Here is a 19484-nt window from a genome sequence, read left to right on the forward strand (position 1 = left end):
CGACGCAAAACAAATGATCGTCTCCGGATTCATCGAACCGATCACGGAAGAACTCCCGATCGAGTACGCGGTCGAACTCAACCGACTCGTCGAACTCGAAATGGAGGGCTCGCTCGGGTAATCCATCATGAGCACACAAGCAATCGAGAGCCTCTCTGAGGACACAGTACGACGCATCGCCGACGACCGAGACGAGCCCAAGTGGCTCCTCGAAGCCCGCCTCGAAGCGCTCGAGGCGCTCGAGACGGCCGAGTTGCCCGACGTCATCCAGACGCCCGGGCGTCGCTGGACCGACCTCGAGGCGCTCAACTTCGAGGCGCTCGTCGACCCGCTGAATCAGTCCGACGCGACCCAGCGAGACGGCGGCAGCGACGAAGTCGTCGTCGCGCCGTTCACCGAGGCGTTCGACGAGTACGGTGACGTTCTCGAGGCGCACTTCGGAACGGTGCTTGACCCAACCGAGAACTATCTCACCGCACTGTCGGTCGCACTGTTCACGACCGGGACGTTCGTCTACGTCCCCGAGGGCGTCGACGTCGAGGACGTCACCGTCCGTGCAGAGATGAACTCACGGTCGTTGTTCAGTCAGACGCTCGTCGTGGCCGAGGAGTCGTCGTCGGTGACGATCCTGGAGTCGATCACCTCGGGTGACGGCGACGTCGACGGCGACCGATACTTCTCGAATCTCGTCGAGATCGTCGGCGGCGAGAACGCCGACGTCCAGTTCGGGTCGCTACAGAACCTCGACGACGAGACGTACACCTACTCGCTGAAGCGCGGCGTGACCGACACGTACGCGACGATCGACTGGATCGAGAGCAACTTCGGCTCGAAGCTCACCCGGTCCGACGTCGAGACCGAGCTGAACGGCGACGGCTCCGAGAGCCAGATCGTCGGGACGTTCTTCGGCGGCGAAGACCAGCACTTCGACGTCAACGCTCGTGTCTGGCACCAGGCTGAGCACACGACGGCCGACCTCGTCACGCGCGGCGTACTCGACGACGTTGCCCGCTCGGTGTACGAGGGAGTCCAGGACGTCGGCGACGACGCGTGGAACACCTCGAGCTATCAGCGAGAAAATACGTTGATGCTCTCGGATGAGGCCGAAGCGGACGCGTCACCGAAGCTGATTATCCACAACCACGACACCGAGGCGTCACACTCGGCGACGGTCGGGCAGGTCGACGCAGAAGACCTGTTCTATCTAGAGAGTCGGTCGGTCGACTCGCGGTCGGCGCGAAACATGCTCGTTGAGGGCTTCTTCGTTCCCGTCCTCGAAGAGATCGCGGTCGACGAGTTCCGGCAGGACGTAGAGGACCTCGTCCAAGCGCGACTCGCGTAGACACGACAGCAGCGAAACGGATTTTTTCGCTCACTTGGACGCCATACCATTGAGCGCATCGGCCGTCTGACCGACGGCGTCGACGACACCGCGACCGATCGTCGCTATTGTCTCATCGTCGACGGTGAGCGGCGGCGTAAGCATCAGATGGTCACCGGCGCGGCCGTCGGCGCTCCCGCCGCCAGGATATGTGTAGACGCCGTTCTCGAGTGCAGCGTCGTACACGCGCCTCGTGACCGCCGTATCGGGGTCGAATGGGCTGTTCGTCGACCGGTCTGTGACGAACTCGATTCCGATCTGTAGGCCCACGCGCCGAAGCTCACCAACGATCGGGCTCTCGCGGAGCGGCGCGAGGGCCGACTCGAGACGCTCGCCTCGCCGGCGAACCGCCGCGTACAACGCCGGGGTGTAGTGGTCAAGCACGTGGTCGGCAACAGCAGTCGAAATTGGCGTGGCGCTGTAGGTGTGACCGTGAGCGAACGAGTGAGTGTGAGTCTCGAGCGTCTCAACGACGTGGTCACGCGCCATCGTGGCGCTGATCGGTGCGTATCCCGCAGAGAGCCCCTTACCGAGCACCAGGAGATCTGGCGTCACATCGAGCCCTGTACAGGCGAACGCGTCACCCGTTCGGCCAAAGCCGACCATCACCTCGTCGGCGATGAACAACACGTCGTGTGTCGCACAGATGCGGGCCACCTCGCGGTAGTACGCCGGGTGGGGTCGCGCCGCCGGCAGGCTCGCACCCCCGACGGGCTCGGCGATGAACGCGGCAACGGTTTCTGGGCCGGTCCGTCGGATGAGCCGGTCGAGTTCCGCCGCAGCAGCGATCGCCTGGGTTTCCGGGTCACCGCGGTGATCCCAGCGGGCGGGATCGGCCGGGGCGATCTTCGGCCACTCGTGGAGCAGCGGGGCATATGTCGCTCGGCGGTCGGTGTTACCCGACGCCGAGAGCGCACCGAGCGTCGCCCCATGGTACGACTGCCATCGGCTGATCACCGTCTGTCGCGTCGGCTCACCACGGGCGACGTGGTAGTCTCGAGCGAGCTTGATCGCCGACTCGACCGCCTCACTGCCCGACGTGACGAAGAACGCGGTGTCGAGGTCACCGGGCGTCATCGCGGCCAGTCGGTCGGCGACGGATTCAACCGACGGCGTCCGGAAGTGTGAGGTCGAGACGTAGCCAACGCGGTCGGCTTGGTCGGCCATGACGGCCCCGATACCGTCGAGTGAGTGGCCGAGATTGACGACGGCTGCGCCCGCGGCCGCATCAACAATCTCGTCGCCGTCCGCCGTTACGAGAACAGCGTCGTGTGCGTCGACGATGGTGGGGTGGTCAGGGTTCCGCCCGGCACCCCACTTGAACAGTACACTCATCAGGAGCCAGTCACAGAGTGGGTATATAACTCGACAGCCACCCGGCACCGATCACCGCAATGGTTGAGACCGCATAGAACGCGCGGGCGCAAGCACCGTAGTGTGAGGGAACGGCTTAAGTCCGGACGGGCCCGACGGTTCGACTATGCGAACGGGTGCACAGCGCGACGGGTGGTCGCCGTGAGCGTCAGTCAGCGGGTCACCTCAGACGACCAGCTCGCTCGGTTGCTCCAGATTGGGATTGTCTTAGAGCAGGTCGTCGAGGCACGAGCACACCATCACACCGAGAGCCTCGACGAAGCGCTCGACGAGGAGGTAGAGACGTTACTCGCCGAGGCCGCCGCAGAGTCCGCAGATCACCGTGGTCGGCTCGAAGCGCTGGTGGACGCGCTGGGCGTCGACAGTGTGCCGTTTGAAGAGATTGAGTCGTTAGTTGACGCGCGATACGGCCAGACACGACCGGAGGATTTCGACGGCGTGTTGTACGACCAGCTGTGTAACGAAGAGACCGCCTACAAGTTCTATGACGACCTCATTGAGGCAATTGTGGAGTCGGACGCGACGTTCTCACTCGATCGGTCGGCGCTACTCGAGACGCTGCGGGCGATACGCGAGGAGGAAGCCGAGGGTGTGAGCGAGGTTACCGCCGTCATGGAGCGACGATGAGTGAGACAGGGGAGCCACCGACTGAGATCGCTACCGCAGCGACCGCCGACGGAGGGGAGCCGTGAACACCGCAGACCAGTACCTCAAGACGATATACGTCGTACAGCAGCAAGAGGACGGACCCGCCTCAACCGGGTCAATAGCCGACGCGCTCGACGTGAGCCCGGCAAGCGCGAACGAGATGATCGGGAAACTCGAATCCCGCGGACTCGCCGAACACGAGAAGTACAAAGGCGTCAGGCTCACCGACGACGGCATCTTCAAGGCGCGCGAAGCACTGCAAACGTACTGCATCATCGAGCGCTTCCTCGCGAACGTGCTCGCCGTCGAAGCGTTCCGTGAAGAGGCGCGCGAACTCGAGGCAGTCATCGATGACACTGTCGCCGAGCGTCTCGATACGATAATCGACCGACAGCCGGAGTGTCCAGACTGTTTCGACCCCGACAGCGACGCCTGCGCGTGTCTGGAGGCGGTGACCGCGCCGGTCGAATCAGAGTGATGGACGCGCGCTGTGCGAGCGCGTAGGTAGCCGGGTCAGACGCCAGTCGAATAGCGAAGGATACCAGCGATACCGCCGAAGGCGTCAAGCAGCTGTTCGCCTTTCTCGAAGTCTGTCGAGATGAACTTTGTCTCCGTGCCGCGCTGTTCAGCGATCGACATGAGGTGCTCGATGACGTCCTCGCGTGCTTCGACAGCCGCCGACTCACCGCACTCAGAGCACTCGTGGTCGGGCGTCGAGTGGCGGGCATCGACGACCTCGAATTCCTCGTGACCGTTTGGACACTCGTAGACGATCACGTCAGAGCGAAGATCCTCCGAGATGAGGAGCCGGTCGACTGATCCCATGATGAGGTTTCGGCGGGTCTGTTCGAAGCCGTAGGTGGCCTCCTCGCCGGTGTTGAGGTTCTCGAAGAACTCCTCCATCTGGCGTTTATCCTCGACTATCTCTTGATCGGCGAGCGCGTCGCTCGCGGCGTCGACGAGGTCTTTCAGCCCGGACTCGTCGGTGTACGCGACGTCGAACTTCCCGAGCACCTTGTCTTGGAGCTCGTGGTGGAGGTAGTCGCCGTCGAGAAATTCGTCTTTGGTCGGGGAGGGGCCGCCGACGAGTACGCCGTCGAGCTCGTGACGCTTGTCGACGAAGAGATCGTTCGCCATGCCCGCGACCTCCTGATAGAAGTTGTCGATAGCCTCGAGCCGGAGGCGGGCGAACCGCTGGGCGGACTGACCGCCTTTGCGTTGTTTGCCGGGGACGAGCGAGGAGGCGGACTTGACCGGTTCGACCCGCTTGCCTTTTAACCAGCCGACGTTCGCTTCTCGGCGGTCTAAGACGATGAGCCCGAAGAGCCCGGAGTCGGTGAGCATGTGCTCTAACGGCTCCGTAAGGAAGTCCGAGTCGCAGTGGTACCGGAATGACTCGACCGGCTGTGGGGGCGAGTCGAGCGTACGGGTCACCATGTCCGTCTGGCCCCCACCAGTGTCGATGGCGCCAGAGAAGATCACGATCCCGTTTTCTGGTGGGAAGGTGTCGTAGTAACGGAGTCGGTCTTTGATGCTCGTAAGAGCGTCTTGGACGTTCGTCCGCGTTTGTTTGGACTTGATGTTGGACGCCTCGCTGTGTTCTTGGGTGACGTGGGCGACAACGTCGGAGATCTGTCTGTCTTCGGGGATGTAGATCGTGACGAGTTGCGTGCCGGAGCCCTCGTACGACTTGAGCTCCTCTATGACTTTGCGGAATTCGTACTTCCGTCTGTCTGCAGAGTCGCTCGTGGTACTCGTATCGCTCATGCTGGTCTCTTATCGGCATCGAAGGTGCCAGGACAGTAAAGATACCCGACTTTCCGTCTCTGCGGGGACGACGTGTCGAGCGGGCGGTCAGATCACGGCCGCATCCACCGGAAGGTAGCTTTATATCGCTTCATCTGGAGACCCAGGTGAATGACGTCTCCCCAAGACGGATCGACCCGCCTCATCACCTCGGGTGTGGAGGAATGGGTCGCTCACGCGGCGTTGCTCAACGCCTACGAGCGCGCCGTCAACGCGGGGGAAGACGAGAGTCACTACCGACGCGCCCTCATCCGGGTCGAAGACAGTAGCCCCCTCGATCGATCCGGGCGGCAGCTCCTCCGTGCGGCGCTGGTCGAGTACCTCGCAGATGCCCCACTTCGGGATCGCGCCGCCGCGAGAGCGGTACTCAGACGGATTCGAGAACACGCTGGCTCACCGGCACTCACCGGGCGTTCACCACGCCAATGGCGAACAGACTGAGACCGAGTGCGAGCGCGATGGCGTCGGTGCGACCGAATGTGAGCGCCGGAAGTGTTGGGTTCCACGAGAGACACCGCGCCGCCATCGCCGTTCCAAGTCGGTCTGCCCGCGAGAGCGTTCGGCGAACGCCGACGGTCGCGACCGCTCGCATTCGCAGGTGGACGGGACGGGCGCCGCCGCCGCGGGCGTGAACCGCCTCGCGAGCGCGACGGAGGTCGGCAGCCAAGCGCGGCAGGGCGCGGAAGACGAGCGCGACTCCGAGTCCCAGCGCCGCGCCGGGGCGGCCGGGAACCGTGTGTTGTACCGCAGCGCGTGACTCGCGAACCGTCGTCGACCGAACGTAGGCGGCCGCAACGACAAGAATCAGTCCAACTCGGTAACTCGCGAGCGCGGTGGTAGCTGTGCGGTCCGGCTGTATCCAGGGCTCACCAAGCGTGAGGCCAGCAGCGACTGGGGCGACAAGCAGCATCGGCAACGCAAAGCGGAACGCCCACACGTCACCGATGCCACCATCAGCCGCCCACAGACAGCCAACGGCGAGCGGCGTCGCAAAGAGCAGCCCGCGGGGTGAGTGTGTCGCGTAGACGGCCGCGGTAAAGCCAGCCTGGACGACGAGTTTCACGCGGGGGTCAAGACGATGAGCGAGCGAGTCGCCCGGTACGTACGCGAGCGTCATCGTTCCACACTACTGAAGGGTGGCACGCGAACGCCGTGGTCAGCAAGATCGGCCATGACCGACGCAGGCAGTCCGTTCACGACGAGCCGGCCGTCGTCCAGTCCGATAAGTCGGTCTGTGAGGCCTAGAACGTCGCGGAGGTCGTGAGTTACCACGATGATGCTCGTCCCCTCTGCGGCGAGCGATCGGAGGCGCCTGAGGACGGTCCGACGTGCCGGCTCGTCAAGTCCCGTGAACGGTTCGTCACAGACGAGATGCGTGGGGGCCATCGCCATCGCCCCCGCGATGGCGGTTCGTTGTTGTTCGCCCCCAGAGAGCGCCGCAATCCGGGTGTCGCCGCGGCCGGCTAGGTCGACCGCGTCGAGTGCGGCCGCGACACGCCGGTCGATCTCCTCGCGCGGAAGTCCGAGATTCTCGGGGCCGAAGGCGACATCGGCGGCGACGGTCGGCGCAACGAACTGGTCGCGCGGCGTCTGGAACACCATGGCGACCGCCGAGCGGGCGCTCACGAGATCGGACTCAACAGGGGTCCCGTCGACCGAGACGGTGCCCGTCGTGGGCTCAACGAGGCCGTTGAACGTCCGGACGAGCGTCGACTTGCCCGAGCCATTCGCGCCGGCGAGGACGACGAACTCGCCGTCGTCGATCCGCAATGAGACGTCGTCGACGGCGACAATATCGGATGAACTGGTGTTCTCGTCCGGCTCGGCTCGGTCGCCACCGACCTGACTCACGTCGTATCGAACGGTGACGCCATCGACGTCGATCATTGGCCGGTGGCGCTGACGACGTCAGAGCGGACGATCCCGACTGCGGCCGCGATTTTTATCGCCTCTGCCGGGAGGAACGCGACCGCGCCGACCGTGACCGCCTCAGAAATTGTGAGCGACAACACGACGACGAGCCCGAGGACCCCGGCGGTGTAGATCACGATGGTGCCGAGAACCATCGCGGCGACGAGGACAGCGGGGCGGACCATGCGCGGGTCGCGGAGCGTGGGCCCGCGGTGGACGATTCCACCGACGAGCACCGCGGCAACCGGATACGAAAGGAGGTACCCGCCGGATTGCCCCACGATGGCCCCGATTCCGCCTGTTCCACCCTGAAACACCGGGGCCCCGAGCGCGCCAGCGACAAGATAAAACACGAGCGAAACGCCACCCCACACCGGGCCCAAGTAGACGCCCGCAAGGAAGACGCCGAGCACCTGTAGCGTCACGGAGACGGGAGAGACGGGATTCGGGAAGGTGACATACGCAAACGCCCCGACGAGCGCCGCGAACAACGCCGCTCGCGCGAGGTTACGTGCCGTCCCGTCTGCAACGAGCTCGACGGTCTCGGACCGTGTCGACATGCAACCAGATGGTTCGTAAACCACATTTAGTGTACCGGTTTACAATCGGGTTTGGCGCGCGGTTTATCACCGCCGACGGCGACGGCTCCATCATGGACGAGCAGACCGAACACCTTCGAGACGTGTTCCTCGAAGCAACGGGCGAAGAGACAGTCACCGAGCGACAGGAGGCGTCACCCGGCAGCCTCGTTGACCGCGACGAGGCGACTGTGGCGGGCCGCATCGTAGCGATCGTCGAGACGATGCGCGAGCGGGAGTCCTTCGAATCCGATCTCTCGACCGCAGCCTACGAGCGGGTCGCACGCGGGGTCTTCGACGGCGAGTCGGACGAGGCGATCACGGACGCGCTTGAGGCCCGCGAGGAGTTCGACCGGCGTGATGGTGTAGACGACGTGGACGAGGCGGACGAAGAGATCGGCCCCGAGACCGTGCGGCGGTCCCGCCTCGACCTCCACCTCGTTCGCGCGAGCGACAGGGAAACCGTGGCTCCATATGCGGCGCTTCAGCAACTGCTCGCAGCTGACCCCGATCGGTCGGCCGAGGCGTGTGCACGCCGCCTCAATGCACCGGTTGGAGCCGTCGAACGAGCCCTCCCGGCGGCACGGGCAGACCTTGCGTCGGCCCGGGTGAACGACCGGTTCCGCGACGAGTTTCGATCGCTGCTCACCGACGCGGACCTCAGCGAGTCACACGCAGCGACGGCCAGAGAAGACGGCCTTCGCGAGGCGACCGAAGACATCGAGACGGACGTTTCTTTGTGAACTGACCCCAAGCGGTTATTACTGAAGCCGCGGCCACCCCACCGCGTGATCGCCTTTAGCGACCTGGCGTCGGCCGCATACTGTCCGCGACAGTTGTACTACCGCTGGCGCGACGAGGACCGTGAGGTGCCGGCTGTAGCCCGTGAGCGGATCGAGTTGGCGTACCGGTATCCCGAGCTGGCGACCGCGTCGGACGCAACACTTCGTCGACTGCCGATCCGCCGCGAGCCGGCAGTGTACCGGCGAAACCTCGCGCAGGTGCGTGAACGACCCGAGTACGACCACCTCGTCGACCCGGCGGCGACGCGGACCGTCCTCACCGGTCGAGAGTGTCGTGGGGTCGTTCACAAACTGCTGTCGGGCGACGCAGATCGAGCGCCGACACCGGTCGTCTGTTCACCCGGGGAGCCCCCGGAGCATGGCGTCTGGGAGCCGCAGTCGGTCCGTGCGGTGGCGGCGGCGAAGGCACTCGCGTGGGAACGAGAGCGAGAGATCCCGCGAGCCCTCGTCGAATACCCGGCGGTCGGCGTCGTCCGGTCGGTACGGCTCACGACCCGGCGGAAGGCCGCCTATCGGCGGACAGTGCGAGCGGTGCGGGCGATAGACGGCCCTCCCGCACGGGTCGCCGATAACCGCTGTCAGAGCTGTGCGTACCGCGAGACGTGTGGGCCGAGCCGACGCACCCTCCGGTCGGTGTTGCGCTTGGGCGAGTGAATTGGCAAACCTCACTACAGACGAACAAATCCAGGCGCTGTATGCGCGGGCCGCCCGTAGCACGCTAGCTTCGGGAGCTCGACGAAGGATCGTCGCCAATCACCGGCAATCATCGACGATTGCTCGGCTATCACCCCGGAATAACCGTCCGATTTAATACGGTGTGTCCCTTCGCCACGGGTACGAATGACACGAGACGCTCGTGGTCGTTCGGAGGATAGAGCAAGTCGCCTCGCGGCGGCTGGCCGCGAAATTCACCGACCGTGACCACTCCCCCGACGACCGACCCACGCGAACCGACGGCGGCAGCGACCACCCTGCGACGACGGAGACCGTTTTGACCCAACTTACCACCCTCGACGAGGTACAGCTCTTAGATACGACACTGCGCGACGGCGAGCAGATGCCCGGCGTCTCGCTCACGCCGACCGAGAAGGTCGACGTGGCCCGTGAACTCGACGCCACGGGCGTCCACATCATCGAGGCCGGCTCGGCGTGCACCTCAGCCGGCGAGCGGGAGGGCATCCGCCGCGTCGCTACGGCGGGCCTCGACGCCACCGTCACCAGCTTCGCGCGCGGGGTCCAGTCGGACATCGACCACGCGCTGGACTGCGGCGTCGACGGCGTCAACCTCGTCGTCCCAGCCTCTGACAAACACGTCGAGACAAAGGTCGGCTCAAGCCGTGATGCCGTCGTCGAGACCACCGTCGAGCTCGTCGAGTACGCTACAGATCACGGCCTCTGGGTCGAGGTGCTCGGCGAGGACGGTTCGCGGGCCGACCTCGACTATCTTGAACGACTACTCGGTGCTGGGCTCGACGCGGGTGCAGACCGCATCTGTTACTGTGACACTGTTGGAGCGGCTGGCCCCGAGCGCACCGCGGACGTTGTCTCACGGCTCGCCGCGCTCGGCCCGACGAGTCTTCACACGCACGACGACCTCGGCTTCGGGCTCACAAACGTCCACGCGGGCCTGCGTGCCGGTGCCGACACCGTCCACGGCACCGTGACGGGCGTCGGCGAGCGAGCTGGCAACGTTGCACTCGAGGAGGTCGCCATCGCACTCGACCAATGTTACGACGTCGAGACGGTCCAGCTTGACCGACTCTACCGGCTTTGCCGGCGCGTCTCGGAGGCGACTGGCGTCGCACTCCCCCCGAACAAGGCAGTGTGTGGTGCGAACGCCTTTGCACACGAGTCGGGGATCCACACCGATGGCACGCTCAAAGACGGCACAATGTACGAGCCGTACGCGCCGGAGACGGTCGGCAGAGAGCGCCGACTCGTACTGGGCAAACACGCCGGGCGGGCGGGTGTCGCAGCTGCGCTCGCTGAACACGATCTTGAGTTCGACGACGACGAGCTCCACGAGGTCGTCACGCGGGTGAAAGACCTCGGTGACCGCGGAAAGCGCGTCACCGACGCCGACCTGCTCGCGATCACGGAGGACGTCCAGGGTCGTGAACGCGACCGTCATGTCGAACTCGTCGACCTCTCTGCGACCTCTGGTGGGAATCTCCCCTCCGCGTCGGTCAAGCTTCGAGTAGGGGACGACGAGCGGATGGCGGCCGGCACCGGCTCTGGACCAGTCGACGCCGGCCTCGAAGCGGTTCGTGCCGCGCTCGCAGACGGAACGGAGGGAGTCGACGAGACGGCCTTCGAGCTTGACGCCTACCACGTCGACGCCATCACCGGCGGAACAGACGCTGTGGTCACCGTGGCGGTCGACCTCTCACGTGGGGACCAGTCTGTGTCGGTCTCGGCGTCCGACGCGGACATCACTCGGGCGAGTGTCGTCGCCATGGTCGACGCACTCGACCGGCTTTCGGCGCTCGAATCGTCTGATGACGGCTCGGCCACGGTGGGTGCGTCGACGTCTGCCGGTTCCGCAGACGACTGAGTCAGGACGGCAGGCTGAAGTGCCTCGGGGACACGCCCCGAGGCTTCACCGTGTTGACCGCACGCACGAAAGCGGGTCGTGCCGTCGCAGGCGAATTTAATTCCCTTCGACCTCCCCATACGGGTTGATTGAAATTAACACCCGAACACTCGGTGCGTCCGTGAGGGTCGGCGGCTCCACCTCACCCGACAACATCCGTCTCACCACGTCGAAGACGCGGGGGGTGAGAGGTGCCGCATTTTCACCAACCGAGCGACCACTTCATATTGAGGTCTTCAATATTCGCGGTCGTTACCAGTTGATACGAAGTGTTGAATATTAAATATGTTGGTCGGCTTCACCTCCGAGGTCAAGTGGTTCGAGACGCAAAGCATCTCGTCATCACGGAAATATCCGATTTCCGTACGACCCCGGGGCACTCGTCTTGTACCGCCTGTAGATCTCGTTTTTTCGCGTATCACACCAGCCGGCGGCCGTCGTCGGGCCGGCGAGATGATCCGCCTCGAGGTCTGCCACCGGTCTGGATGATGTTGAACGCGGTCATCAGGTCTGACCGCGAGATGAGTCCGACGAGCTGTCCCGTATGATCGACGACGGGCAGTCGTCCGATCCCGTTTTTTTGCATGACCTGAAGCGCGGTCATCGCGTCGGTGTCCGTCGTCACCGAGGCGATATCGGTCGCCATTACGTCTCCGACGTGGTGTGCGTCGCGTTCGACCTCGCGTACGTCACGGGCGTCTTCAAGCGTGACCATCCCGACAAGGTCGTCGCCGTCCATTACTGGATAGCCGGTGTGTCGTTGCTCGAACATCCGGTGCATCAACTCGGCCACCGACGTCTCTGCGGTGACGGTGTGTAACTCCGCGCCTGGCGTCATTACATCGCTGACGGTGACGTCTTCAAAGACGGCTTGAAGCGTTGTCTGTTGGGCCTCGCCTGAGGCGGCGACGTAGATGAAAAAGGCGAGTGCGATCAACAACAATTGAAACGACAACAGACCAAAGAGCCCGAGCAGAAACGCGAATACCTTTCCGACCGCCGCAGCTCGCTGGGTCGCCTGTGCGCGCGGCTGGCGCCGAGCCAAGAGCGCCCGCAACACGCGGCCGCCGTCCATCGGGAACGCCGGAAGCATGTTGAATCCCGCGAGGACGACGTTCAACAGCGCGAGGTAGCCGGAGACGAACAACAGCGCGTCAGCACCGGCGGGGGCGAGTCGAAAGATGACGTAACAGACGCCGCCGACGCCGACACTGACGATCGGGCCGGCGATAGCGATGGTGAGTTCGTGGCGCCAGTCGTCGGGGAACGCCGCAAAGTTCGCGAGCCCGCCGAGAAGCCACAGCGTTATCGACTCGATCTCGTAGCCGTACCGCATCGCGACGACTGAGTGGCCGAGTTCGTGGAGCAAGACGCCGGCGAAGAGGCCGATAACCGCGGTCAGTCCGAGTACCCAAGTGATGGTGCCCGAGCCGATCGCTGCCGGGTCGATACCTGCACCGAGCGTCTCGTTCATCACGCCTGCAATCGTTCCCACCTCAGACCCGATGAGGTACGCGAAAAGCGGCAGGACGATCAGGAACGTCCAGTTGAGTCGGATGGGGATACCGACGATGGTTCCGACGTGAATTCCACGCATGAGTGTCATTTCACGCGGTAGCCGCATAAGTATCGGGCCTGTACGCATCGAGGACCGAGCCACCGTTTTATGTTCGACGGGCGTGAGCGTCAGGTATGGCTGATATGGGGGAAACTCATCCGGAGCCCGTGATCGTACGCCACGAGTCGGTGAGTGCTGACCCGGTCGACGCTGCCGAGGGGCTCCAGAAGGCGGTCTTGCTCGATGAATCCGACGGCGCACCAACGTTCGCCATCCGTCGGTTCGAACTCGATCCGGAGAGTACGGTCCCGCGGCACACCAACGCGATCGAACACGAGCAGTACGTACTTGACGGCGAGTACGTCGTCGGAATCGGCGAGGAAGAGCACGTCGTCTCCGCCGGCGACGCGCTGTTGATCCCGGCCGGCGTCGAACACTGGTACCGTAACGAGGGGAGCGAGCCGGGCGCGTTCATCTGTGCGGTGCCGAACGGTGACGACGAGATCGACCTCGTCGAGTAGCTGACCGACCAGTCGCCCGCGACTCACTCGAGTACGCCGACGCGCTCTGCAACGTACCCGAATTGGTCGCGGTACCCCTCCGCCGAGAGCAACACCGGATAGAAGTCCGTCTCCGCGCGGACCGGCTCTCCGTCTGCGGTTGCGAACCGTTCGCCGGCCTCGACGCGCTCGAAGTTGTGTGCGAACACTTTGTACTTCGTCGCGGCCGGCTTCGGGATCCGTTCGTGGAGCCGAAACACCGGCACGGCCTCGCGGCCGCCGGCGTCGACTACGCCGTCCGCAGCCGGGACCGCGAGCACACCGGTCGCGGCGAGGAACGCCCGGGTGACCCAGTAGGCGTTGTCGGCCGCTTCAGTCGACCCTTGTAGCCCGGCTTCGATTTCGAGGGTGTGCGGCTGTTCGATGAGCCGCCCTTCGGTGATCGCGTCCGTCTGAACCACCGCGTCGACCGGAAGGTGCGGGGCGACCGCACGGGCGACCTCGTCCATCGAGTCGACGACAGCGAACGGCTCGGCGTATGACTGTGTCGAGTGGATCGCAAGGGTCGTACAGCCGCCGAGTTCTGCGTGGAGCCGGTGAGCGAGCCGTTCCTCGTGTGTGTCTGCGTCCGGGTCACCGGGGAACGACCGGTTGAGATCGGCTTCGAGATAGCGCTCGCCGGCCGCAAGCGCCTCCTCGTTCGCGACGATCAGCTTCACGGCACGCTCGACCGCCGGCGCCTCTTCTATCAGCCGCTCAACTGCACTGGCGCCACAGGGCTCGTCTCCGTGAATCGCGCCGACAACCGCGACCTCGGCTGGACCCTCTCCGAGCTCGTGAACCTCCATACACGCATCTGGCCCCGGGCGGGTAAGTGGCGTTCGGATCGACGCGTCTCGGCTGACGACCGCTCACACCGGGTCGAACCGGAGCACGTCGCCGGCGGCGACGTCCCGGGCTGTCGTCCAGTCGTATCCGACCTCGAGCACGTACTTTCCGCGACCCGGATAGCGCTGGCTTTCACCGTCCTCATCCGGTCCCGGCGCCGGAGCGTGGTGTATCTCGGTGATCACGCGGTCGGTATCGGCGAACACGATGTCGATACCGAAGTCCATCTCGCGCATCACGTACGTCAATCCTTGCTCGCGTTCGTGGACGAACAACATGCCGCGGTCTTCAGGTAGCGACGTGGTGTCACTCAACCCAGTGTATCGCAGCGCGCGCGTGTCGGCGACCGCGGCGGTCACTGCCCCGAGACGGTCACCGGCGGCCGTCTCGACGACGACGTCGCGGGTGTCGTAGCCGGCGTGGATCGGTGGGGCATCGGTTTCGCCTGTGCCCGTCGTATCAGCGTTCACGCCGGCGTCACCGCCATCGTCGGTCGAACCGGCGGTCGACGATCCGCCGAGACACCCGGTGACGCCCACACCCACAGCGCCGGCGACCACACCGAGAAGTCGTCTGCGCGATCCGGTCGGTGCGTCCATACGGTCGATCGTCGACGGGCGGACATAAACCGGTCGCCGGCAGCAGTGAGTGAACACGCACCACCCCGACGGGAACGCCTATGCCCGGCGCCGCCGAAGCTGTGACATGGACGAACGCGTACGCGAGCACGCGAGGGTGCTCGTCGACTGGAGCGCGCGGGTGACGGCGGGCGACGATGTCGTCCTCAGCGTGGCCGAGGGAGCTCACGAGTTGGCCGTCGCGGTCGCCCGAGAGCTCGGCGAGCGTGGGGCGACGGTGACGACCCTGTACGACTCGGCGGAGGTCACCCGCGGGTACCTCCGCGGGGTCGCCGCGGGCGAGGTCGACGTCGACGATGACCAGCCAGTCGACCGGGCGCTGTATGAGGCCGCAGACGTCGTCTTGCGGCTCGGTGGCGGCCGAAACACGACTGCGACCGCTGACGTTCCCCGTGAGACGCGGCGAGCGTACGCGACGGCGCGCGAGGGCGTTCGCGAGGCGCGTATGGCCACCGACTGGGTGTCGACGGTCCACCCGACCCGAGCGCTCGCCCAGCAGGCCGGCATGTCAGTCGAGGCCTACCGCGACTTCGTGTACGACGCGGTGGTTCGCGACTGGGAGTCACTCGCCGAGGAGATGGCCCAGTTGAAAACGATCTTCGATGCGGGGGCGCGTGTCAGGCTTGTCACCGAGCGCGCGGACGCACCAGACACGGACGTGGAGATGCGTATCGACGGGCGAACCGCGGTCAACTCCGCGGCGTCGGTCGCGTACGACTCACACAACCTCCCCTCAGGCGAGGTGTTTACCGCGCCGTACGCGACCGAGGGGGAGGCCTTCTTCGACGTGCCGATGACGATTGACGCGACTCGCGTGCGCGACGTGCACCTCGTGTTTGAACGCGGGGAGGTCGTCGACGTCACCGCCGCTCAGGGCCAGTCAGCCGTAGAGAGCGTCCTCGAGACCGACCCGGGCGCGAAGCGACTTGGTGAACTCGGCGTCGGGATGAACCGCGGCATCGACCGGTTCACCGACTCGATCCTCTTCGACGAGAAGATGGGTGACACCGTCCACCTTGCGGTCGGCCGGGCCTACGACGCCTGTCTCCCCGAGGGCGAGTCGGGGACCGAAAGCGCGGTACACGTCGACATGATCACCGACGTGAGCGAACGGTCACGACTCGAGGTCGACGGCGAGGTCATCCAGCGAGACGGCACCTTCCGGTGGGAGGACGGCTTCGAGGCGGCCTGAACGGTATCGCCGCGGGATCGGCTCAAAGCGCCGACGACTGGCCGATCGACCCGACCGGCGGCGCCTGTGCGTCCTGGACGGCGTCCCATTCGGTCGAACAACGGAGACACAGATAGTACGCAAATCCGTCGACATCACAGTAGTGGACCGGGTGATCGGTCCCGCACTTCTCACACTGCATGCCCCTCACCAACGGAGTGGGTCAAAAAAAGCCACCGATTCGACCGACCACGTCCGGATCGTTCGTGTGGATCCGGTGTTCGTGATGCACCGTGGACGGGTCGACGTGCCGCTCACCGAAGCGCGTCGAGGGCGAACTCGAAGGCGGCGACGGGGACCTCGAGGTCGTGGTCAACGAGGACCGCCGGGTGAACTTCACCTATCACGCCGACCCGGTTGCCGTCGATCACCACGTCGGCAACCCGACCGTCGATGAACGTCGGATGGTCCGTCGGTGGGGTCTCCAGGGTGCGATCGAAGCCGTCACAGACGGCCTGCAGTCGGCCCTTCGCGGCCTCGTAAGAGGCGTCTCTTCGGGCGAGCGCGCCGGCAACGTGACGCGACTCTGCGACGCTCGTGTTCGCGGTCGGGTCGTGCTCGGCGACAAACCCAATCTCTGAAACGTCTTGTGGATACGCGTTGTGGGTATTACCCTTGAGCAGTTGCAGAAGCGACGGGAGCGCCCATGTCCGAAGCTGGGTATACGCCTCGCTGTACGGCTCGGTGATCTGGACCGGGTCGCCGCCACCGAAGACGCCGTCCTCGACTGCGACGCCGCCGGTGCCGGGGTCAACGCGGAGCCGGTCGTAATTCTGCTCGGCGCTCGTCATGTGGAAGTTGAGCAGATCCTCGAAGCCGAGGCCGACAAGACTCGTGCGGACGGCGTCCTCTAGCCGCGTTCGCTCGTGTCGCCCACCGACGGTTCCCGCATCCGGGTACCGCGGCATCAACTCGTCGAAGCCGTACGCGCGCCCCACGTCGTCGACGAGATCGAGCGGGTGGAGCACATCGACACGGTACGGCGGAATCTCGACGTCGTACGTCACCGACTCGTCGAGCTGGTACGTTGCGTCCAGTCCGGAGCGCTCGAAGCAGTCGACGACGTCCTCGGGCTCGAAGTCAACGCCGAGGAGCGTCTCGATCCGGTCGTGGGTGACCGACTTCTCTTCAATGTCGAGGTTGGGACGCACCAGCTCCGCCTCGTACTCGCTCGGGTGGGTTGCGCCGTCGGCGTAGTTCACCGTGACCTCCTCTATCGTTGCACCCCGCGCCGAAAGCGCATAACAGACGATCGTACACATCTTGTCGATCGTCCACTGGTCGGTGCCGGTGAGTTCGACGAGCAGCTCGCGGGACCCGGTCGTTACCTCGGTCCGTCGGCCGTTGATCACTGGTGGGAACGAGAAGAGCCCCAGATCGTCGTATATCGCCGGGTAGCGGTCGTACTCGCGGACGAGATCGGCATACGTGCGGCCGGTCTGGTGTGTCTCGAGGACACCCGCCGGCGTCAGCTCCTCGGCCGCAGCGAGCGGGACGAACGTGTCGCCGTCGGGCTCGACACCGCGGTAGGTGATGGAGCGCTCAGCACCCTCCCGATGGGGCGCGCCCTTCACCATTGCCAGGTCGTGGATCCCAATCGCCCCCTTCGCCCGGCCGCGGCCCATCGTTGCGTGCAGCTTTTCTTGTAACCCTATCAGTGACTGCAGGCCAGACTCATCGAGGTCGACGCCCCGAACGACGGCACCGGTGACGTAGGGGCGCTCGGCCGGCACCGACGAGTCGACTTCGATCGTCCACTCGGGGTCGTTCGTCTCCGGGACGTACACACCCCGGTCGTCGCCGTAGTGGTACCGAAGCGACCGGGCGACGCCTTCAACGGAGAGCCGGTCGAGACGGTCTGGAGCGAATTCGAACTGGAGAGACCCGTCGTCGGTCTCGCCTTCGAACTCTAATCCGAGGCCGAACAGCGTTTGTTTGAACGCCTCGTTGCTCGTGTCGGTGTGGCCAGTGAGCCCGCGTAGCTCGTCGGGGTCGACGTCGACGACGGGCATCAGTAGCTCACCTCCGCGGTGCGCAAGAACTCGATGTCGGCGAGCGTGCCGTGGAGGTCGCGGATGTCGTCCGCGCCGGTGGTCAACATCGCGAGTCGCTCGAGCGCGAGTCCCCACGCCATGACGTCGCAGTCGACACCGAGGGGCCCGGTCACCTCCTCACGGAAGATACCGGAGTTGCCGATCTCGATCTCCTCGCCCGTCTCAGGGTGATCACCGAACAGCTCGAAGGAGGGCTCGGTGTAGGGGTTGTAGTGCGGTTTGAACCGGATATCGGTGATCCCGAACTGCCGGTAGAACTCCTCGAAGGTCCCCATCAGGTCGCGCACGGAGAGGTCTTCGGCCATCACCCATCCCTCGATCTGGAAGAATTCGAGGAGGTGTGTCGGGTCGAGCGTGTCGTTGCGGTACACCTTCTCGACGGAGAAGTACCGTTGTGGCGGGTCGAGCGGCGCGCCAGCGTGTCCGGAGAGGTACCGCATCGACAGCGAGGTGGTGTGGCCGCGTAAGGCGATCTCGCGGGCGAAATCAGCCGACCACGGCGAGTGGTAGCCGTCGCCGTCCTCGCCCCACCCCTCACGATGGGCGCGTTCGACCCGCGAGAGAAGCGCCTCGGGGACGGCTTTCATCGGCTCGACGTCGAGCGCGAACCGGTCCCAGTGGGTGCGTGCCGGGTGGTCTTGGGGCATGAACAAACAGTCGTTGATCCAGAAGTCACTGTCGGCGTGTGGGCCCGCCATCTCCTGGAACCCCATGCCGACGAGCACGTCTTTAACGCGGTCTGCGGTCCGGCGAAGGACGTGTTTGCGCCCACTGGTCGCTTGCGGGGCGTCGGCTTCGACGTCGTAGCTCGCAAACTCCACGTCCCGCCAGTCGCCGCTCGCCAGCAGTTCTGGGGTGAGCTCGGCAACCGTCTCCGCCGTCTCGACGCCGGCCATCAGTGCATCGACGCCCGCGTTGGTGAGCGTCACCGCACGGGTCACCGACTCGACGACCCGAACCAACCCCCGCGAGTCGAGTCGGTCGACGACGTCGTCATCCGCCGGAGGCGTATCGGCTGCGAGCGCTTCAAGCGCCGCCATCTCGGGATCGTCACTCGGGTCGGCGTCCGGGTCGATGGTCAGCTCGCCGGTGTCGATCGACCCCAGCCCCTTTCGGGCGAAGTTCGAGAGCGCGATGTCGACCGCAGAACCGTCGAGGTCGGCCGCGCCGATGGCCTCACCCATCGAGACGGGCGTGTCGGCAGCGTCGAGTCCCTGGCCGGCCCGGTAGAGTCGACACTCGGGCAGTCCTTCGTCGACATACCGGGCTCCCTCGTCGGTCAATTCCGCGCGCTCGCGGGTCGTCTCCGTCACGTCGAGGAGCCCCTCGTCGCGTAGTTCAAACGCCGCGCCGGTCACTGTCTCGGGTTTGAGCCCCGTCTCCGTGGCGAGGTCGCCGATCGTCCGTTCGTCCGTCGCGCTCGCCGCCTCGAGGACGGCGAGCTGTCGTTCCGGGAGTCGCATTCGAGTTGTGTGTATACGCGTGTGGCCTGTTGGTAACGGTTCCGGGTCGTCGCGGCCG

The 19484-nt window shown here is 65.1% G+C and carries 20 protein-coding genes; 9 read left to right on the forward strand and 11 right to left on the reverse strand.

All coding sequences use genetic code 11. The features are described 5' to 3' along the window. Positions 1–127: 127 nt before the first annotated feature. Positions 128–1342 (forward strand): Fe-S cluster assembly protein SufD, encoded by a 1215-nt coding sequence (gene sufD, locus ACWUI7_RS04875; protein WP_496641106.1) that lies wholly within the window; start codon positions 128–130, stop codon positions 1340–1342. Positions 1343–1372: 30 nt separating this feature from the next. Here sufD and ACWUI7_RS04880 read toward each other — a convergent pair whose 3' ends face one another. Next, the gene (locus ACWUI7_RS04880; protein ID WP_496641107.1) at positions 1373–2716 is read right to left on the reverse strand and encodes an aminotransferase family protein; all 1344 of its coding nucleotides are present in this window, start codon (positions 2714–2716) and stop codon (positions 1373–1375) included. A gap of 180 nt (positions 2717–2896) precedes the next feature. On the opposite strand from ACWUI7_RS04880, the gene ACWUI7_RS04885 reads away from it, so the two are divergent. Together ACWUI7_RS04885 and ACWUI7_RS04890 are read left to right on the forward strand one after the other, a co-directional pair. Further along, on the forward strand, positions 2897–3382 hold the full coding sequence (locus ACWUI7_RS04885; RefSeq protein ID WP_496641108.1) for a ferritin-like domain-containing protein: 486 nt from the start codon (positions 2897–2899) through the stop codon (positions 3380–3382). Between the two features lie 61 nt (positions 3383–3443). Then, complete coding sequence (locus ACWUI7_RS04890; protein ID WP_496641109.1) at positions 3444–3881, forward strand: metal-dependent transcriptional regulator; 438 nt, start codon at positions 3444–3446, stop codon at positions 3879–3881. Between the two features lie 35 nt (positions 3882–3916). On the opposite strand, the gene prf1 is transcribed toward ACWUI7_RS04890, so the two are convergent. Further along, positions 3917–5170, reverse strand: coding sequence for a peptide chain release factor aRF-1 (gene prf1 / locus ACWUI7_RS04895; RefSeq protein WP_496641110.1), 1254 nt, complete (start codon positions 5168–5170; stop codon positions 3917–3919). Positions 5171–5320: 150 nt separating this feature from the next. On the opposite strand from prf1, the gene ACWUI7_RS04900 reads away from it, so the two are divergent. Next, positions 5321–5650 (forward strand): DUF7853 family protein, encoded by a 330-nt coding sequence (locus ACWUI7_RS04900; RefSeq protein ID WP_496641111.1) that lies wholly within the window; start codon positions 5321–5323, stop codon positions 5648–5650. Here ACWUI7_RS04900 and ACWUI7_RS04905 read toward each other — a convergent pair. From ACWUI7_RS04905 to ACWUI7_RS04915, 3 genes are read right to left on the reverse strand one after another with little or no spacing between them, the layout of a single operon-like run. Beyond that, positions 5613–6326 carry an energy-coupling factor transporter transmembrane component T family protein gene (locus ACWUI7_RS04905; RefSeq protein WP_496641112.1) on the reverse strand — a complete coding sequence of 238 codons (714 nt, stop codon included), beginning with the start codon at positions 6324–6326 and terminating at the stop codon, positions 5613–5615. The two genes, ACWUI7_RS04900 and ACWUI7_RS04905, sit on opposite strands and share 38 nt — an antisense overlap. Beyond that, a complete protein-coding gene (locus tag ACWUI7_RS04910) occupies positions 6323–7096 on the reverse strand; it encodes an energy-coupling factor ABC transporter ATP-binding protein (protein WP_496641113.1) in 774 nt (257 codons plus the stop codon). The genes ACWUI7_RS04905 and ACWUI7_RS04910 overlap by 4 nt, the downstream gene beginning before the upstream one ends. Next, positions 7093–7680 (reverse strand): biotin transporter BioY, encoded by a 588-nt coding sequence (locus ACWUI7_RS04915; RefSeq protein ID WP_496641114.1) that lies wholly within the window; start codon positions 7678–7680, stop codon positions 7093–7095. Before ACWUI7_RS04915 ends, ACWUI7_RS04910 begins: the two co-directional genes overlap by 4 nt. A gap of 92 nt (positions 7681–7772) precedes the next feature. On the opposite strand from ACWUI7_RS04915, the gene ACWUI7_RS04920 reads away from it, so the two are divergent. The 3 genes from ACWUI7_RS04920 to ACWUI7_RS04930 all read left to right on the forward strand — a co-directional run bounded on the left by ACWUI7_RS04920 (position 7773) and on the right by ACWUI7_RS04930 (position 11055). Next, positions 7773–8441: a hypothetical protein gene (locus ACWUI7_RS04920; RefSeq protein WP_496641115.1), complete on the forward strand. Its 669-nt coding sequence runs from the start codon at positions 7773–7775 to the stop codon at positions 8439–8441. Between the two features lie 45 nt (positions 8442–8486). Further along, positions 8487–9155, forward strand: a complete 669-nt coding sequence (locus ACWUI7_RS04925; protein ID WP_496641116.1) for a CRISPR-associated protein Cas4 — start codon at positions 8487–8489, stop codon at positions 9153–9155. Positions 9156–9492: 337 nt separating this feature from the next. Continuing rightward, positions 9493–11055, forward strand: coding sequence for a hydroxymethylglutaryl-CoA lyase-like TIM-barrel protein (locus ACWUI7_RS04930; protein WP_496641449.1), 1563 nt, complete (start codon positions 9493–9495; stop codon positions 11053–11055). Between the two features lie 457 nt (positions 11056–11512). Here the strand turns inward: ACWUI7_RS04930 and ACWUI7_RS04935 are convergent, their stop codons facing one another. Beyond that, the gene (locus tag ACWUI7_RS04935; protein ID WP_496641117.1) at positions 11513–12691 is read right to left on the reverse strand and encodes a CBS domain-containing protein; all 1179 of its coding nucleotides are present in this window, start codon (positions 12689–12691) and stop codon (positions 11513–11515) included. Between the two features lie 95 nt (positions 12692–12786). Between ACWUI7_RS04935 and ACWUI7_RS04940 the strand changes: the two genes are divergently transcribed. After that, the gene (locus ACWUI7_RS04940; RefSeq protein ID WP_496641118.1) at positions 12787–13173 is read left to right on the forward strand and encodes a cupin domain-containing protein; all 387 of its coding nucleotides are present in this window, start codon (positions 12787–12789) and stop codon (positions 13171–13173) included. A 23-nt stretch (positions 13174–13196) separates the two neighbouring features. On the opposite strand, the gene ACWUI7_RS04945 is transcribed toward ACWUI7_RS04940, so the two are convergent. Then, on the reverse strand, positions 13197–14000 hold the full coding sequence (locus ACWUI7_RS04945) for a M14 family metallopeptidase (RefSeq protein ID WP_496641119.1): 804 nt from the start codon (positions 13998–14000) through the stop codon (positions 13197–13199). Positions 14001–14063: 63 nt separating this feature from the next. Beyond that, the gene (locus ACWUI7_RS04950) at positions 14064–14639 is read right to left on the reverse strand and encodes a DUF192 domain-containing protein (RefSeq protein ID WP_496641120.1); all 576 of its coding nucleotides are present in this window, start codon (positions 14637–14639) and stop codon (positions 14064–14066) included. 106 nt (positions 14640–14745) lie between these two features. On the opposite strand from ACWUI7_RS04950, the gene ACWUI7_RS04955 reads away from it, so the two are divergent. Continuing rightward, complete coding sequence (locus tag ACWUI7_RS04955) at positions 14746–15870, forward strand: aminopeptidase (RefSeq protein WP_496641121.1); 1125 nt, start codon at positions 14746–14748, stop codon at positions 15868–15870. Positions 15871–15892: 22 nt separating this feature from the next. Here ACWUI7_RS04955 and ACWUI7_RS04960 read toward each other — a convergent pair whose 3' ends face one another. From ACWUI7_RS04960 to pheS, 3 genes are all read right to left on the reverse strand, one after another. Continuing rightward, positions 15893–16051 (reverse strand): hypothetical protein, encoded by a 159-nt coding sequence (locus tag ACWUI7_RS04960; RefSeq protein WP_496641122.1) that lies wholly within the window; start codon positions 16049–16051, stop codon positions 15893–15895. A 112-nt stretch (positions 16052–16163) separates the two neighbouring features. Beyond that, positions 16164–17921 carry a phenylalanine--tRNA ligase subunit beta gene (gene pheT, locus ACWUI7_RS04965; RefSeq protein WP_496641123.1) on the reverse strand — a complete coding sequence of 586 codons (1758 nt, stop codon included), beginning with the start codon at positions 17919–17921 and terminating at the stop codon, positions 16164–16166. Then, on the reverse strand, positions 17921–19426 hold the full coding sequence (gene pheS / locus ACWUI7_RS04970; protein WP_496641124.1) for a phenylalanine--tRNA ligase subunit alpha: 1506 nt from the start codon (positions 19424–19426) through the stop codon (positions 17921–17923). The genes pheT and pheS overlap by 1 nt, the downstream gene beginning before the upstream one ends. Positions 19427–19484: the final 58 nt, after the last annotated feature.

Source organism: Halorubrum orientale (assembly GCF_059623105.1).

Bases quoted from the DNA above. Each gene is read 5' to 3' on its own strand.
- sufD (WP_496641106.1), top strand. From the start codon at position 128: ATGAGCACACAAGCAATCGAGAGCCTCTCTGAGGACACAGTACGACGC.
- ACWUI7_RS04880 (WP_496641107.1), bottom strand. From the start codon at position 2,716: ATGAGTGTACTGTTCAAGTGGGGTGCCGGGCGGAACCCTGACCACCCC.
- prf1 (WP_496641110.1), bottom strand. From the start codon at position 5,170: ATGAGCGATACGAGTACCACGAGCGACTCTGCAGACAGACGGAAGTAC.
- ACWUI7_RS04900 (WP_496641111.1), top strand. From the start codon at position 5,321: ATGACGTCTCCCCAAGACGGATCGACCCGCCTCATCACCTCGGGTGTG.
- ACWUI7_RS04905 (WP_496641112.1), bottom strand. From the start codon at position 6,326: ATGACGCTCGCGTACGTACCGGGCGACTCGCTCGCTCATCGTCTTGAC.
- ACWUI7_RS04910 (WP_496641113.1), bottom strand. From the start codon at position 7,096: ATGATCGACGTCGATGGCGTCACCGTTCGATACGACGTGAGTCAGGTC.
- ACWUI7_RS04915 (WP_496641114.1), bottom strand. From the start codon at position 7,680: ATGTCGACACGGTCCGAGACCGTCGAGCTCGTTGCAGACGGGACGGCA.
- ACWUI7_RS04920 (WP_496641115.1), top strand. From the start codon at position 7,773: ATGGACGAGCAGACCGAACACCTTCGAGACGTGTTCCTCGAAGCAACG.
- ACWUI7_RS04935 (WP_496641117.1), bottom strand. From the start codon at position 12,691: ATGCGTGGAATTCACGTCGGAACCATCGTCGGTATCCCCATCCGACTC.
- ACWUI7_RS04940 (WP_496641118.1), top strand. From the start codon at position 12,787: ATGGCTGATATGGGGGAAACTCATCCGGAGCCCGTGATCGTACGCCAC.
- ACWUI7_RS04945 (WP_496641119.1), bottom strand. From the start codon at position 14,000: ATGGAGGTTCACGAGCTCGGAGAGGGTCCAGCCGAGGTCGCGGTTGTC.
- ACWUI7_RS04950 (WP_496641120.1), bottom strand. From the start codon at position 14,639: ATGGACGCACCGACCGGATCGCGCAGACGACTTCTCGGTGTGGTCGCC.
- ACWUI7_RS04955 (WP_496641121.1), top strand. From the start codon at position 14,746: ATGGACGAACGCGTACGCGAGCACGCGAGGGTGCTCGTCGACTGGAGC.
- ACWUI7_RS04960 (WP_496641122.1), bottom strand. From the start codon at position 16,051: ATGCAGTGTGAGAAGTGCGGGACCGATCACCCGGTCCACTACTGTGAT.
- pheT (WP_496641123.1), bottom strand. From the start codon at position 17,921: ATGCCCGTCGTCGACGTCGACCCCGACGAGCTACGCGGGCTCACTGGC.
- pheS (WP_496641124.1), bottom strand. From the start codon at position 19,426: ATGCGACTCCCGGAACGACAGCTCGCCGTCCTCGAGGCGGCGAGCGCG.